Source organism: Nocardioides sp. NBC_00850 (assembly GCF_045207335.1).
Taxonomy (GTDB): domain Bacteria; phylum Actinomycetota; class Actinomycetes; order Propionibacteriales; family Nocardioidaceae; genus Nocardioides.
This window is the reverse complement of sequence record NZ_CP108845.1, coordinates 4,957,570-4,971,063: the sequence shown is the minus strand read 5'-3', so window position 1 is coordinate 4,971,063 and position 13,494 is coordinate 4,957,570. Positions and strand designations below refer to the sequence as shown.

Genomic DNA, 13,494 nt, shown 5'->3' with positions numbered 1-13,494 from the left:
TGACAGGGTGCGGGAGTAGAAGTACCTGTCTCGTTATAGGCTCATCGGTCGAAGGCAAATAGGGAAGGCGATGGGGTGTCGACGAAGCTCTTCTACTCGTTCTTGAAGTGGGTCGCGATCGGGCCTCTCCTGCGGGCGGTTTTCCGTCCGTCCTATGAGGGCACGGAGAACATCCCGCGCAAGGGCCCGGCGATCATGGCCAGCAACCACCTCTCCTACGCCGACTGGCTCTTCATGCCGCTCGGGATGAAGCGGATGGTGCGTTTCGTCGCCAAGGCGGAGTACTTCACCGGAACGGGCCCCAAGGGCTTCCTGCAGAGGATCTTCTTCTCGGGCACCGGCAACGTGCCGATCGACCGCGGTGGCGCCACCGCCGCCGAGGGGGCGCTCATCGCCGCCAAGCGGGTCCTGGCCGAGGGCGAGCTCTTCGGGATCTACCCCGAGGGCACCCGCTCCCACGACGGCAAGCTCTACCGGGGACGGACCGGCATTGCCAGACTGGCCCTGGACACGGGGGCGCCCGTGATCCCGGTCGCCGTGATCGGCACCGATGTGATCGCACCTCCGGGCAAGAAGTTCGGCAAGCTCGTGCACCCGCGGATCATCTACGGCAAGCCGCTGGACTTCTCGCGCTACGAGGGCATGACCAACGACCGCTACATCCTGCGCGCGATCACCGACGAGATCGTCTACGAGATCCTGAAGCTCTCCGGCCAGGAGTACGTCGACATGTACGCCACCGAGGCCAAGAAGCTGGCCGAGGGCAAGAAGCCCGCGAAGAAGTCCTCCGGGCCTACCAAGGACGTAGCCTGACGATCCACTCGTCCCACCCGTTCCCGACGCCGGAGGATCCGGTACGCCGGTTGCGCGGTCGTCTGGGTGGGCGGGTGTCGCTGTGGACATGTGGCTCTGCCGATTCCTGGGCCGGGCTGACGGTCTCCTCGCTGATGGTGGCAAACGGGTCGCCCGGAGCTGTCCTCGGCCTGCTCGATCCCGACTCGGACCTCCGCGACGAGCTCGAGGAGACCGGCGTGGGGGTCGTGTCACTGCTCCACTGGCGCCATCGCGACCTCGCCGAGGCGTTCGGGGGCACCGCTCCCGCTCCCGGCGGCGCGTTCCGGTCGGGGTCATGGGAGACGACCGAGTTCGGCCGTCGGCTCGCCGACGCGCCGACCTGGGCAGGCGTACGCCTGGTGTCGATGCAGGAAATCGGCTGGTCCGCTCTGGCGACGTGCGAGATCGTGTCGCTCGAGGTCGGTGACGACACCGACCCGCTGGTCCACCGGCACGGGAGGTATGAGCGATGATCGAGGGCTATCTGCGACGGCTCGGCATCGAGGGGCGGCCGGAGGCGACGTACGAGACGCTTGTCGATCTTCATCACCGCCATCTCGACACGCTTCCCTATGAGAACCTCTCGATCATGCTCGCCGCCATCGGAGCTGTCGGGGCACCGGACCCGGTGGACCCCGAGGTGACGCTGGCGCGGGTCGCGGCCGGGGGCAACGCGGGCTACTGCTTCCACAACAACGGCGTCTTCTCGCTGGTGCTGGAGAACCTCGGTTTCGACGTCGTACGCCGCTCGGGCCAGATGCTCGAGGCGACCGGTCCTTCGGGGACCTTGGACCACCTGGCGATCGAGGTCCGTGGCCTGCCGACCGCATCCAATCCGGCGGGCCGGTGGGCTGCCGACGTGGGCTACGGAGACGGCTTCCGTGACCCGTTGCCGCTGGTCGACGGACATTTCCGGCAGTCCGGCTTCGTCTACCGGCTGGCGCGGGTGGGGGAGTCGGGGTGGACCTTCCACCATGATCCGCACGGTTCCTTCAACGGGAGCTTCGTGCGTGGCGAGGTGGCGCAGAAGGCGATCGAGGCGTCGCACCTGCGTCTCTCCACGCCGCCCGAGGGCGACTTCGCTCGCAAGCTCGTCGTGCAGCGGCGTGACGCGACAGGTGCTGACACCGTTCGCTCGATCCGGCACACGCGGACCGGATCTGGGGCGTCGACTCGTGAGCTGCGGGACTTCGAGGAGTGGCGCGCGGCCCTGGGTGGTCTCGGGTTGTCGTTCCTCGGGGTCGAGGACGACGCGCTGCGCGAGCTCCACAAGCGACAGGCCGCTGAATACGACGAGTGGTTGCTGACGCGGTAGTCCGCGACGTGCTGAGATGGCGGACATGAGCGACGAACCTGCCCCCGAGCTGCTCGACATCGCGGCAGAGCTCTACGGGCTGCCGCTGGCCGACTTCACCCCGGAGCGCGACGCGCGGGTCAAGGATCTCAAAGGACTGCGCTCTGAAGGTCCGGCGCTGGCGGGTCAGGTCAAGGCGCTGAAGAAGCCGGCGACCGCGGCGTGGGTGGTGAATCTGCTGGTGCGCTACGAGACCGAGCAGGTGGAGCAGGTGATCTTGGTCGGCGCCCTGCTGCGCGAGGCGCAGACGGGCATGGACGCGGCTCAGCTGCGGGAGCTCACCAAGCAGCGCCGCCAGCTGACCGCAGCGGTGACGACCCGTGCGCGCGGGCTGGCGCGCGAACACGGTCTCCGGGTGACCGAGGCGGTCGCGACCCAGGTCGAGGCGACGCTGACCGCGGCGATGATCGACGAGTCCGCCGCCCAGGCCGTACGCAGCGGCCTGCTCATCTCCGCATTGGCCGCCACCGGGATCGACGCCGTGAACGCGACGGACGCGGTCGCGCTTCCGGACGCCTTGGGCTTCGAGGTCCCCGAGGTGGTCCCGCCGCCCCCGGAGCCGCTGCGGGCGGTCCCGGACCTGCCCGACACGGCGGCGCTCGACGAGGCCCGGGAGGCGCTCACGGAGGCCGAGTCCGCACTGTCCGGTGCCGAGGAGAAGCGCGCCAAGGCCATGTCAGCCTTCAAGGACGTCGAGGCAAGGTCGCTCCAGGTGAAGTCGGAGATCGAGGACCTACGCCGCCGGCTGGCCGACCTGGAGTCGGCCGCCGCCGACGTCGACGACGAGCTCACCGACGCGGAGGATGCCCGCGACTCCGCCGAGACCGCGGTGACCGAGGCTGCCGCCGCCCGCGACTCCGCCGCCGCAGAGATCGAGCGCCTCGGCGGATAGGTCTTTTCTGGCCGTCCGTGGACGCGGTCAATGTCGAGTTGTTTGGTCGACTATTCTGACGGGGTGACCGAGACTGCCCCCGGCTCCGCCGTCGCCGCCCGCTACCGCGACCCCCAGCTCGCCGCCTTGGCGACGACCAGCGCGGTGATCGAGCACCAGCTCGGGCACCGGTCGGTGCGCTCGTTCCTGAGTGATCCGGTCACCGACGACCAGCTCACCGCGATCATCGCAGCCGCCTCCTCGGCGCCCACCTCGTCCAACCTGCAGACCTGGAGCGTCGTCGCCGTACGCGACCCCGCCCGCAAGGCACGGCTTGCCAGGCTGGCCGGTGACCAGGCGTTCATCGAGGCGGCACCGCTCTTCCTGCTCTGGGTGGCCGACCTCAGCCGCACCCGCGGGCTCGCAGCAGCTGCCGGGGCCCGGGTCGAGGCGACCGACTACCTGGAGTCGACGCTCCTCGGTGTCATCGACGCCACCCTCGCCGCTCAGAATGCCATCGTCGCCGCCTCCTCGCTCGGCCTGGGCACGGTCTGCGTCGGCGGCGCCCGCAACCACCCTGAGGAGATCGCGGCCGAGATCGGCCTGCCTCCGGGCGCGTTCGTCGTCTTCGGCCTCGCGGTCGGCGTTCCTGACCCTGCTGAGGAGGCCGGCGTCAAGCCACGGCTTCCTCAGTCCGTCGTTCTCCACCACGAGACCTACTCGCCCCCGGGGGCCGACGAACTCGCTGCGTACGACGAGCGGCTCGGCGGCTACAACGCCACCTACGGTCTCGGCGGCGGCTGGTCCGAGCGCGTCCTGACGCGCCTCGTCGGGCCAGCCAGCATGGCCGGTCGCCACCGGCTCCGGGCGCAGCTCGAGCGCCTCGGGCTCGCCGGCCGCTGACTCAGATGCTCTTCCGCATCCGCACCAGCGGGACGGGTGCGCCGCCACGGTCGTCGGTGATCCGCTCGACCGGTTCGAAGCCGTACGCCGTGTAGAGCGGCTCGCCGGAGAGGGTGCCCATCAGCTCGAGGGTGGTGAAGCCCTCAGCTGCCGCGGCACGCTCGCAGAGGTCCAGGATCAGCCTGCCCACGCCCCGTCGGGCGAAGGCCGGGTTGGTGTACATCGCCCGCACCCTGGCCGGGTCCGTCTTCGGGTCCAGGAGCTTCGGCTCGCGGCCCGGGGTGTGGTCGCCGCCGTAGAGCGTCGCCCTTCTGCTCCAGCCGCCGCAGCCGGCGATCTGGTGGTCCTCTTCGACCACGAAGTAGGTGCCGTCCTCGATCAGCTGGGTGTCGATGCCCATCACCGTTCGGCTCGAGGTGATCTGGGCCGCGGTCAGAAAGCCCTTCTGCAGCTCTCCGATCGACACGTTCATGATCGCCGTCAGGGCCGGGATGTCTTCTTGGGTCGCGATGCGGTGGGTGAAGGGCACGTGTCAAAGCGTGTCATGACTCTGCGGTTTCCTTGACGGGCGGCCAGGTACAGGATTCCTGTGTGAGGTAAGTCACGCGAGTTCGGCCGAATCTATTGACGCTGTAAAACGATGTCGATAACGTTTTCTAGCGAGTTCGCGCGAGCTCTGAGGTACCACCGACCACCTTTCATTCCGGGAGAACAGGATCGATGATGACCCGAGTTCGTGTTAGACCCCTGCGCGCCATGAAGGCCAGAGGAACCGCCGCCTTCACCACCCTCGCCGCCTTGGTGATCACCAGCGGCATCGCCATCACTGCCGTCGCCGGCCCCGCCCGGGCCGACGGCTCCACCCTGCAGGCAGCCGCGGCCGAGTCCGGCCGCTACTTCGGCACCGCCATCGCCGCGAGTCGGATGTCCGACTCGCAGTACACGACCATCGCGAACCGCGAGTTCAACATGATCACCGCCGAGAACGAGATGAAGATGGACGCGACCGAGCCGTCGCCGAACCAGTTCAGCTTCTCCTCCGGGGACCAGATCGCCAACTGGGCCATCCAGAACGGCAAGCGGGTCCGTGGGCACGCGCTGGCCTGGCATTCACAGCAGCCGGGCTGGATGCAGAACATGGAGGGCAGTTCGCTCCGCAGCGCGATGCTCAATCACATCGCCGGCGTCGCCGGCCACTACCGCGGCAAGATCTACGCCTGGGACGTGGTGAACGAGGCCTTCGAGGACGGCTCCTCGGGGGCGCGCCGCAACTCCAACCTCCAGCGCACCGGCAACGACTGGATCGAGGCCGCCTTCCGTGCCGCTCGCTCCGCCGACCCGAACGCGAAGCTCTGCTACAACGACTACAACACCGACAACTGGAGCCATGCGAAGACGCAGGCCGTCTACAACATGGTCCGCGACTTCAAGTCGCGCGGCGTACCCATCGACTGCGTCGGTTTCCAGGCCCACTTCAACTCGGGCAACCCGGTGCCGAGCAACTACCACGTCACGCTGCAGAACTTCGCCGACCTGGGCGTTGACGTACAGATCACCGAGCTCGACATCGCCGGTTCCGGCACCTCGCAGGCCGAGCAGTTCCGCGGTGTGACCCAGGCCTGCATGGCAGTGACCCGCTGCACCGGCATCACCGTCTGGGGCGTACGCGACACCGACTCGTGGCGGGCCTCGGACACCCCGCTGCTCTTCGACGGCTCCGGCAACAAGAAGCTCGCCTACGGCTACGTCCTCGACCAGCTCAACACCGCGGACGGCGGGTCCACGCCACCGGCGGGGAACTGCACGGTGAGCGTCACCCGGACCGAGTCCTGGAACGACCGGTTCAACACCGTGTTCACCGCCAGCGGCACCGATGACTGGGTGGTCCGGATCAGCACCGGCTCGGGTCAGAGCCTGCAGAACGTCTGGAACGCGACCGTCTCCGGTACGTCGGGAACGCTCACCGCCACACCGAACGGGAACGGCAACCAGTTCGGGATCACGCTCTACTCGGGCGGGAACACCGGGACACCGACCGCGACCTGTACCGCGGCCTGACACCGATACGCCTGAGGCCTCGGCTGCGGATGATCCGCAGCCGAGGCTGCGTCGTCGGAAGGTGGCGAACGGACGCCTCAGAGCTCCTCGAGGGCGTCCTCTCCGGAGGCGGGGTCGTAGAGGTAGACCTGCTCGCCCGCGCGGGGGTCGCGGGCGGAGAGCACGTGGAAGGTGGGGGAGGCCGGGTCGGCGAGGTCGACGACGGTCGCGCCGGCACCGAGCACGCCGCGTACGAGATGCGGGGGAGCGGTGGTGTCGATGCGGGTGACGACGCCGGGTGTCACCCAGACGGGTACGCCGGCGAGGAATCCGCTGACCTGGAAGTGCAGGTGTCCGGTGAGGACGGCGCGTACGTCGCTGCTCCGCACCACCCGGCCGAGGGCGGAGATGTTTCGCAGGACGACATCGGCGACGTAGGGGAGCGAGGCGAGGTGAAGGGGCGGATGATGCAGGACGAGGACGGTTCCGTCGCGCACCGGAGTGGCCAGCTCGTTCGCGAGGCAGGCGAGCTGGTGCTCGTCGAGGAAGCCGTGGGTCTTGCCCGGGACCAGGCTGTCGATGGTGATGACCCTGAGCTCGCCCAGGTAGCTGACCGCCGCGCACAGGTCCGAGTCCGGATCCAGCAGCCGGCCGCGGTCGCTCCCGTCGGGATCGCGATGCCCGCTGCCGAGCACCTCGCGGAACGGGCCGCGGGCATCGTGGTTGCCCGTCGAGTAGAGGTGCGGGATGCCGCGCTCGGCCGCGAACGCGCCCACCCGCTCCATGACGGAGCGGCAGCCCGCAGCCGATCCGTCGTCGGCGATGTCGCCGCTGACCACGACGGCGTCCAGGCCGGGCAGGTGGCGGGCGTCGTGCAGGATGCGCTCGAGCGCGGCGACGGCGTCGACACCGTCCATGTCGACGCCGGTCGCGGTGACATGGGTGTCGGAGAGATGCAGGATCCGGGTCAACGTGTGCTTCCTGTCCGAGTCGAAGGGGGTCAGGTGGTGAAGGCTGACATGCGAACCTCGGCGACGCCGTCGTGCTCGCCGAGGACGGCGACGTGGAGGTAGTGGGCGTCGACCTCCTCGCCGACCTGGGTGAGGTCGACCTGGACGCAGGCGATCGCGTCCGTGCAGCCGGCCTCGCTCAACACGGGGGAGCCGGGAACCTGCGCGAGCCAGGTGTCGAGATCCGAACGCGGGACCGTCAGCGTGCCCTCCATCTGCCAGTCCTGGAACCCGACATACGTGCAGCTCGCAGCCGAGGTCCCGGCCGGGAGGTCGGGGCGACCGACCGCCTGGGCGAGCTCGACGCAGTCGATCGGCTCCGCCTCCGCGGACTCACCGAGGTCCGCGCCCACCCAGGCGATCAGCCCGACGAGACCGACCAGGACGAGGACCACGAACACGGCACCCGCCACGAGCGCCCAGCCCCACCAGGGCACCCGTCGCGGTGTGCTCATGCCCACTGTCGGGAGCGCTCGACGGCCCTGGTCCAGGTGGCGTACGCCTCATCGGCCACATCGCGACGCGACGCGTCGGGGGAGAAGGTGCGGTCCAGGGCCCAGGTCTCGCGGATCTCGTCGAAGGAGGACCACACGCCGACCCCGAGGCCCGCGAGGAAGGCCGCGCCGAGACCCGTGGTCTCGACGTAGCGGGGGCGGGAGACGTCGACCCCGAGCTGGTCGGCCTGGAGCTGGCACAGCAGGTTGTTGGCGGCCGCGCCGCCGTCGACGTTGAGCGAGGCGACGGGCGTCGGCATGGTCGCCATCACGTCGCGTACCTCGAAGGTGATCGCCTCCAGGGTCGCCCGCACGATGTGGGCGCGGGTGGTGCCGCGGGTGATGCCGATGATCGTGCCGCGGGCGTCGGGGTCCCAGTGGGGTGCGCCGAGGCCGGTCAGGGCGGGCACGAACACGACGCCCTCGGACGAGGTGACGGTGCGCGCCAGGGCCTCGGTCTCCGCGGCCGAGCCGATGATCTGCAGGCCGTCGCGCAGCCACTGCACCGCGGCGCCGGTCACGAAGATGGAGCCCTCGAGGACGTAGGTGACCTCTCCGTCGGGCGACATCCAGCCCGGCGAGGTGAGCAGGCCGGAGTCCGACCGCTGCGGGGTGGTGCCGGTGTTGGTCAGCACGAAGGAGCCGGTGCCGTAGGTGCACTTGGAGTCGCCCACCTCGAACGCGGCCTGCCCGAACAGCGCCGCCTGCTGGTCCCCGGCCACCCCGGCGATCGGCAGCGAGAGATCCAGGAAGGAGCGCGGGTCGGTGACCACGCCCTCGCCCCAGTTGGGACCGATCTCCGGAAGCGCGTCGCGCGGCACCCCGAAGAGGTCGCACAGCTCGTCGGACCAGTCGTTGGCGCCGATGTCGAACAGCAGCGTCCGCGACGCGTTCGAGACGTCGGAGACGTGGTGCATGCCGCGGGTCATCCGGGCGATGAGGTAGGAGTCGACGGTGCCGATCGCGTAGCGCCCCGACTCGACGTGGGCCCAGGTGTGCGGCTCGTTCTCACGGATCCAGGCCAGCTTCGTCGCACTGAAGTAGGGGTCGAGGCGGAGCCCGGTCAGCTCCCGGACGCGGGCGTCGTGGTCGGCCATCGAGGCGCACATCGCGGTCGTACGCCGGTCCTGCCACACGATCGCCCGCCGCGGTGACCCCAGCGTCTCCCGGTCCCACAGCACGACCGTCTCGCGCTGGTTGGTGATGCCGATGCCGACGAGGTCGTCCTTGCCGTGGGCCGCGAGGACCGTGCGACACGCCTCCAGGGTCGCCTGCCAGATCCCCTCGGGCACGTGCTCGACCCGGCCCGGGCTGGGGAAGTGCTGGTCGAACTCCTCATAGCCCCGAGCCGCGACCTCGCCCTTCTCGGTCACGATCAGGGCCGTGACACCGGTGGTGCCGGCATCGATGGCGAGGAGCGAGCTCATTTCGGCGTCCTGACGATGTCGAGGATGCGCCGGTCGATCCAGGACAGGTCCTCGGCCACCCGCATCTCGTAGTTCTCGGTGGCGACCCAGGCGAGGAAGCCCGAGGCGCCCTGCGCCGCGGCGTACGTCTCCACCTCGGCCTCGATCTCCGGGGTGACCTGCACCTTCTCGGCCTCGGTCGACGCGGTCAGGTAGAAGTCGCTGAGGTCCAGGAGCCGCTTCAGCTCGGTGATCGGCGCCGCGTGGTCGTCGACCCGAAGGTCGGCCGCGATGTCGTCGTTGCCGCCGTAGCCGGCCTCCTCGCGCACCACCAGGAGGGCCGCGCTCTGCCGGCCGCGGCTGTCGCCGCCGGCCTCGTCGCCAGCGGCCAGGGCCGCCAGCAGCCGGTGCTGCAACGGCTCCTCGGGGGAGGAGGCGAGCCAGGCGGCCTCCATCGCCTCGACCACCTCGGGGCCGGTGAGGATGTTGCCCTGGATCGCGTACGCCCCATCCTCGGTGGAGCCGGTCCGGCCACCCGCCCAGGCGAAGCAGGAGGGTCCGGTGTGGGACGCGGCGTTGCCGTCGACGTCGACGATGCCGACCTGACGGTGGTCCCGTCGCTCGTCCTCCTCCAGCAGCCTCTCGAGGGCGACCGAAGCGGTCGCACCCTCGTCGAGGTGAGCGAGCGCGAGACCCTTGTAGGCGACGTTGGCCTCGGCCTGGGTGGCGATGGCTCCGACTCCCGCGACGGCGGCCGGGACGGCCGATCCGACGGCGAGGAACTTGGAAGCGACGGCCACACCCCAGGTGGGCTCCCCGGTGCCGGGATCAACTGCTCTGGCGACGATGGAGAAGGTCATGGAAGCGACCCTATCCACGAAAATTCGGCTGGTTACGGCGTGTTTACGAATTGTCGTACACCTGACGGCGAGGTTGGGCTTTGATGGTCGGATCCCTTCATCCTTTTCGAGTACATGTCTCGAAATCCTTACCAGGAGGAACTATGACCAACCTGGCGCAAGAGGAGACCCCCGAGCTCAAAAGAGTCATCGGCCCCAAGCTCCTGCTTCTCTTCATCGTCGGTGACATCCTCGGCACCGGTGTCTACGCCCTGACCGGCTCCGTAGCCGGCGAGGTCGGGGGCGCGGCCTGGGCCCCGTTCCTGGTGGCCTTCGCCGTCGCGACGATCACCGCCTTCTCCTACCTGGAGCTGGTGACGCGGTTCCCGCAGGCGGCCGGGGCGGCGCTCTACACGCACAAGGCCTTCGGCATCCACTTCTTCACCTTCCTGGTCGCCTTCACGGTGATGTGCTCGGGAATCACTTCGGCCTCGACCGCGTCCAACGCGTTCGCCGGGTTCCTCAACGACGGGCTGGGGCTCGATGCCGCGCCGGGAAGCCTGCCCCTCGTCCTGATCGCGCTCGGGTTCATGACCCTGGTCGCGTTGATCAACCTGCGAGGCGTGGGCGAGAGCGTCAAGGCCAACGTGGTGCTCACCCTCGTCGAGGTCTCAGGTCTGCTGCTGGTCATCTTCGTCGGTCTGGCCGGGATGTTCGCAGGCAAGGCCGACTTCAGCCGCGTGATGATCTTCGAGTCCGCCGAAGGCAAGAACGCCTTCATGGCGGTCACCGCGGCCACCACCCTGGCGTTCTTCGCGATGGTCGGCTTCGAGGACTCGGTGAACATGGCCGAGGAGACCGAGAACCCCCGCCGTGACTTTCCGAAGATGATGCTCACCGGTCTCGGGATCACCGGGCTCATCTACGTCCTGGTGTCGATCTCCGCGGTCGCACTGGTTCCGGTCGGCGACCTCACCGACCTGGAAAAGGGGTCGGCGCTGACCCAGGTCGTCGCCGCCGGTGCCCCCAACCTGCCGTTCGACACGATCTTCCCGTTCATCGGGATGTTCGCGGTCGCGAACTCTGCGCTGATCAACATGCTCATGGCCTCCCGGCTCGTCTACGGCATGGCCAAGCAGCTGGTGCTCCCTCCGGTGCTCGGCAAGGTGCTCCCGGGACGGCGTACGCCCTGGATCGCCATCCTGTTCACCACCACCATCGCCTTCGGCCTGATCATCTGGGTGGTCAACGCCAGCGGCTCGGAGAAGGGCGCCGAGACCGTCACGCTGTTGGGTGGCACGACGTCGCTCCTGCTGCTGTGCGTCTTCGCGGTGGTCAACATCGCGCTGCTGGTCATCCGTCGCCGCCCGCCGGAGAACCCGGACTACTTCAAGGCGCCGGTGATCATCCCGGTCATCGGCGCGATCACGTGTCTCTACCTGGCCGGGCCGTGGGCACGCAGCTCCGAGCAGCTCGACCAGTACAACGTCGCCGGTGTCCTCCTCGTGATCGGCGTGATCCTGTGGGGCATCACGCGGATCTTCTACAAGCCCGAGGGCGGTCACTTCGCCGACATCGAGCACATGGACGTAAACCCCGAGGACGACAAGTAACCGGGTGACTTCGGTCAGGGCCGGCGTACGAACTCTCGAGGACGTACGCCGGCCCTGCCGTGTCTGAGATGACTTCGTAACAATCGCCCGATCCGCGTACCCTGAGGCTCGTGAACGACGCCTTCCCCTCCCTCGAGCAGCTGCACGCCATCGGAGCCCTTCAGCAGCCGACCTATTCCGACCCGGCCGCGCTGGCCGCGGCGGTCGAGAAGCTGAGGAACCAGCCGCCGCTCGTCTTTGCGGGGGAGTGCGACCAGCTCAAGAGCTCGATCGCCGCCGCCGGCCGTGGTGAGGCGTTCATCCTGCAGGGCGGCGACTGCGCCGAGGTCTTCGCCGAGGCGACCGCCGACAACACCCGCAACAAGCTGCGCGTGCTGCTGCAGATGGCCGTGGTCCTGACGTACGCCGCCTCCGTCCCGGTCGTGAAGATCGGCCGGCTCGCGGGGCAGTACGCCAAGCCGCGCTCCTCCGACACCGAGACCCGCGACGGGGTGACCCTGCCGGCGTACCGCGGCGACGCCGTCAACGGCTTTGAGTTCACCGAGGAGTCCCGCATCCCCGACCCGCAGCGGCTGCTGGACGTCTACCACGCCTCCTCCTCGACCCTGAACCTCGTGCGCGCGTTCACCACCGGTGGCTACGCCGACCTGCGTCAGGTGCACACCTGGAACTCCGAGTTCGTGCGCAACTCGCCCGTCGGCGCGAAGTACGAGGCGATGGGCTCCGAGATCGAGCGCGCGATCGCGTTCATGGAGGCCATCGGCGCCGACCCGGAGGAGTTCCACCGGGTCGACTTCTACTCCTCCCACGAGGCGCTGCTGCTCGAGTACGAGCACGCGATGACCCGCATCGACTCGCGCACCGAGACGCCCTACAACGTCTCCGGCCACTTCGTCTGGATCGGCGAGCGCACCCGTCAGCTCGACGGCGCCCACGTCGAATACTTCCGCCACCTCAACAACCCGATCGGCTGCAAGCTCGGCCCCACCGCGACCCCCGACGACGCGCTCGCGCTGGCCGCCAAGCTCAACCCGAAGAACGAGGAGGGCCGGCTCACCTTCATCACCCGCTTCGGCGCGGGGAAGGTGCGCGACGGGCTGCCCGGGCTGGTCGAGAAGATCACCGCCGAAGGCGTCAACGTCACCTGGATCTCCGACCCGATGCACGGCAACACCTTCTCCACCTCCAACGGCTACAAGACCCGCCGCTTCGAGGACGTACTCGACGAGGTCCAGGGCTTCTTCGACGTCCACCACGCCCTCGGCACCGTCCCCGGCGGCATCCTCGTCGAGAACACCGGCGACGACGTCACCGAGATCATCGGCGGTGGCGAGGAGCTCGACGAGGCCGGCCTCGTGCACCGCTACGAGTCCGTCGTCGACCCGCGCCTCAACCGCGTCCAGTCGCTCGAGATGGCGTTCCAGGTCGCGGAGATGCTGCGCTCGCGCTAGTCACATGCGTCGCAGGAATACCCGGTTAACCGGGTATTCCTGCACTTCTCTGGCATTGCAACACCCCGGAAGTGCAGGTTTCACCGGTTAACCGGGTATTCATTCCCGCGCCCAGGCGAGCTGCATAATCTCGTCCCCGTCGTGGAGGATGCTGCGGTTGTTGGTGTCGGTGAAGCCGGTGCGCTCGTAGAGGCGCTGGGCGCGGCGGTTGTCGGTGCGGGTCCAGACGCTGAGGCCCTCCCAGCCGCGTGACTGGAGGTCGCGGATCATCTCGGTGCCGACGTGGGAGCCCCAGACGGCGGGGTCGACGAAGACCATCGAGATGTGGCCATAGCCGGGAAGCGGTACGCCGTCGACGAGGTAGGTCTCGGCCACCAGCATCCCCGCCGGGCGGGTGCCGTAGTGGGCGAGCAGCGCCAGCTCGGCGGAGTCCAGCTTCTCGCGGACGCGGCGGATGCGGGCCTCGGTGGCGGTGCGGCGGCGGGCGGCGTTGGCCGCCCGCCAGACGTCGAGCGCAAGGGCGCGCTGCTCGTCGCTGCTGATCTCGGCGACGATGATTCTCGGCATCAGTGCCCCAATCCGAAAGTCCGTGCCGTAAGTCGTGCGATGCGTGCGTGCATCGCAAGGCGGCGTCGCGACGGCATACCGGGCGTCTTCCGAGCGGCGCCAACGCAGCGAGGTG

Annotated in this window: 14 protein-coding genes; 8 read left to right on the top strand and 6 right to left on the bottom strand. The window is 68.9% G+C overall.

Features of this window, described 5'->3' with window-relative positions; all coding sequences use genetic code 11:
- Nucleotides 1-75: 75 nt before the first annotated feature.
- From OH802_RS24115 to OH802_RS24095, 5 genes are all read left to right on the top strand, one after another.
- Nucleotides 76-813: a lysophospholipid acyltransferase family protein gene (locus OH802_RS24115; protein WP_406022842.1), complete on the top strand. Its 738-nt coding sequence runs from the start codon at nt 76-78 to the stop codon at nt 811-813.
- Between the two features lie 50 nt (nt 814-863).
- A complete protein-coding gene (locus OH802_RS24110) occupies nt 864-1,307 on the top strand; it encodes a flavin reductase family protein (RefSeq protein WP_406022840.1) in 444 nt (147 codons plus the stop codon).
- The gene (locus OH802_RS24105) at nt 1,304-2,149 is read left to right on the top strand and encodes an arylamine N-acetyltransferase (RefSeq protein ID WP_406022838.1); all 846 of its coding nucleotides are present in this window, start codon (nt 1,304-1,306) and stop codon (nt 2,147-2,149) included. Before OH802_RS24110 ends, OH802_RS24105 begins: the two co-directional genes overlap by 4 nt.
- A gap of 25 nt (nt 2,150-2,174) precedes the next feature.
- A complete protein-coding gene (locus tag OH802_RS24100) occupies nt 2,175-3,080 on the top strand; it encodes a hypothetical protein (RefSeq protein WP_406022836.1) in 906 nt (301 codons plus the stop codon).
- Nucleotides 3,081-3,143: 63 nt separating this feature from the next.
- Nucleotides 3,144-3,962: an NADPH-dependent oxidoreductase gene (locus tag OH802_RS24095; RefSeq protein WP_406022834.1), complete on the top strand. Its 819-nt coding sequence runs from the start codon at nt 3,144-3,146 to the stop codon at nt 3,960-3,962.
- Nucleotide 3,963: 1 nt separating this feature from the next.
- Here the strand turns inward: OH802_RS24095 and OH802_RS24090 are convergent, their stop codons facing one another.
- On the bottom strand, nt 3,964-4,491 hold the full coding sequence (locus tag OH802_RS24090; RefSeq protein WP_406022832.1) for a GNAT family N-acetyltransferase: 528 nt from the start codon (nt 4,489-4,491) through the stop codon (nt 3,964-3,966).
- A gap of 227 nt (nt 4,492-4,718) precedes the next feature.
- Here OH802_RS24090 and OH802_RS24085 point away from each other — a divergent pair, with 227 nt between their 5' ends.
- The gene (locus OH802_RS24085; protein WP_406022830.1) at nt 4,719-6,020 is read left to right on the top strand and encodes an endo-1,4-beta-xylanase; all 1,302 of its coding nucleotides are present in this window, start codon (nt 4,719-4,721) and stop codon (nt 6,018-6,020) included.
- Between the two features lie 77 nt (nt 6,021-6,097).
- On the opposite strand, the gene OH802_RS24080 is transcribed toward OH802_RS24085, so the two are convergent.
- The 4 genes from OH802_RS24080 to OH802_RS24065 are packed head-to-tail and all read right to left on the bottom strand — an operon-like array spanning nt 6,098 to nt 9,769.
- Complete coding sequence (locus tag OH802_RS24080; protein ID WP_406022827.1) at nt 6,098-6,970, bottom strand: metallophosphoesterase; 873 nt, start codon at nt 6,968-6,970, stop codon at nt 6,098-6,100.
- A gap of 29 nt (nt 6,971-6,999) precedes the next feature.
- Entirely contained in the window at nt 7,000-7,464 is a 465-nt protein-coding gene (locus OH802_RS24075) for a hypothetical protein (RefSeq protein WP_406022825.1), read from the bottom strand.
- Nucleotides 7,461-8,930 carry an FGGY family carbohydrate kinase gene (locus OH802_RS24070; protein ID WP_406022823.1) on the bottom strand — a complete coding sequence of 490 codons (1,470 nt, stop codon included), beginning with the start codon at nt 8,928-8,930 and terminating at the stop codon, nt 7,461-7,463. Before OH802_RS24070 ends, OH802_RS24075 begins: the two co-directional genes overlap by 4 nt.
- Complete coding sequence (locus OH802_RS24065) at nt 8,927-9,769, bottom strand: DUF1028 domain-containing protein (RefSeq protein WP_406022821.1); 843 nt, start codon at nt 9,767-9,769, stop codon at nt 8,927-8,929. Before OH802_RS24065 ends, OH802_RS24070 begins: the two co-directional genes overlap by 4 nt.
- Before the next feature lie 143 nt (nt 9,770-9,912).
- Between OH802_RS24065 and OH802_RS24060 the strand changes: the two genes are divergently transcribed.
- Together OH802_RS24060 and OH802_RS24055 are read left to right on the top strand one after the other, a co-directional pair.
- On the top strand, nt 9,913-11,361 hold the full coding sequence (locus OH802_RS24060) for an APC family permease (RefSeq protein ID WP_406022819.1): 1,449 nt from the start codon (nt 9,913-9,915) through the stop codon (nt 11,359-11,361).
- A gap of 110 nt (nt 11,362-11,471) precedes the next feature.
- Nucleotides 11,472-12,812, top strand: a complete 1,341-nt coding sequence (locus OH802_RS24055) for a class II 3-deoxy-7-phosphoheptulonate synthase (protein ID WP_183545321.1) — start codon at nt 11,472-11,474, stop codon at nt 12,810-12,812.
- A gap of 99 nt (nt 12,813-12,911) precedes the next feature.
- Here the strand turns inward: OH802_RS24055 and OH802_RS24050 are convergent, their stop codons facing one another.
- Nucleotides 12,912-13,379 carry a GNAT family N-acetyltransferase gene (locus tag OH802_RS24050; RefSeq protein ID WP_406022816.1) on the bottom strand — a complete coding sequence of 156 codons (468 nt, stop codon included), beginning with the start codon at nt 13,377-13,379 and terminating at the stop codon, nt 12,912-12,914.
- Between the last annotated feature and the right edge of the window lie 115 nt (nt 13,380-13,494).

Bases quoted from the DNA above. Each gene is read 5' to 3' on its own strand.
- OH802_RS24100 (WP_406022836.1), top strand. From the start codon at position 2,175: ATGAGCGACGAACCTGCCCCCGAGCTGCTCGACATCGCGGCAGAGCTC.
- OH802_RS24065 (WP_406022821.1), bottom strand. From the start codon at position 9,769: ATGACCTTCTCCATCGTCGCCAGAGCAGTTGATCCCGGCACCGGGGAG.
- OH802_RS24075 (WP_406022825.1), bottom strand. From the start codon at position 7,464: ATGAGCACACCGCGACGGGTGCCCTGGTGGGGCTGGGCGCTCGTGGCG.
- OH802_RS24060 (WP_406022819.1), top strand. From the start codon at position 9,913: ATGACCAACCTGGCGCAAGAGGAGACCCCCGAGCTCAAAAGAGTCATC.
- OH802_RS24050 (WP_406022816.1), bottom strand. From the start codon at position 13,379: ATGCCGAGAATCATCGTCGCCGAGATCAGCAGCGACGAGCAGCGCGCC.
- OH802_RS24105 (WP_406022838.1), top strand. From the start codon at position 1,304: ATGATCGAGGGCTATCTGCGACGGCTCGGCATCGAGGGGCGGCCGGAG.
- OH802_RS24070 (WP_406022823.1), bottom strand. From the start codon at position 8,930: ATGAGCTCGCTCCTCGCCATCGATGCCGGCACCACCGGTGTCACGGCC.
- OH802_RS24085 (WP_406022830.1), top strand. From the start codon at position 4,719: ATGAAGGCCAGAGGAACCGCCGCCTTCACCACCCTCGCCGCCTTGGTG.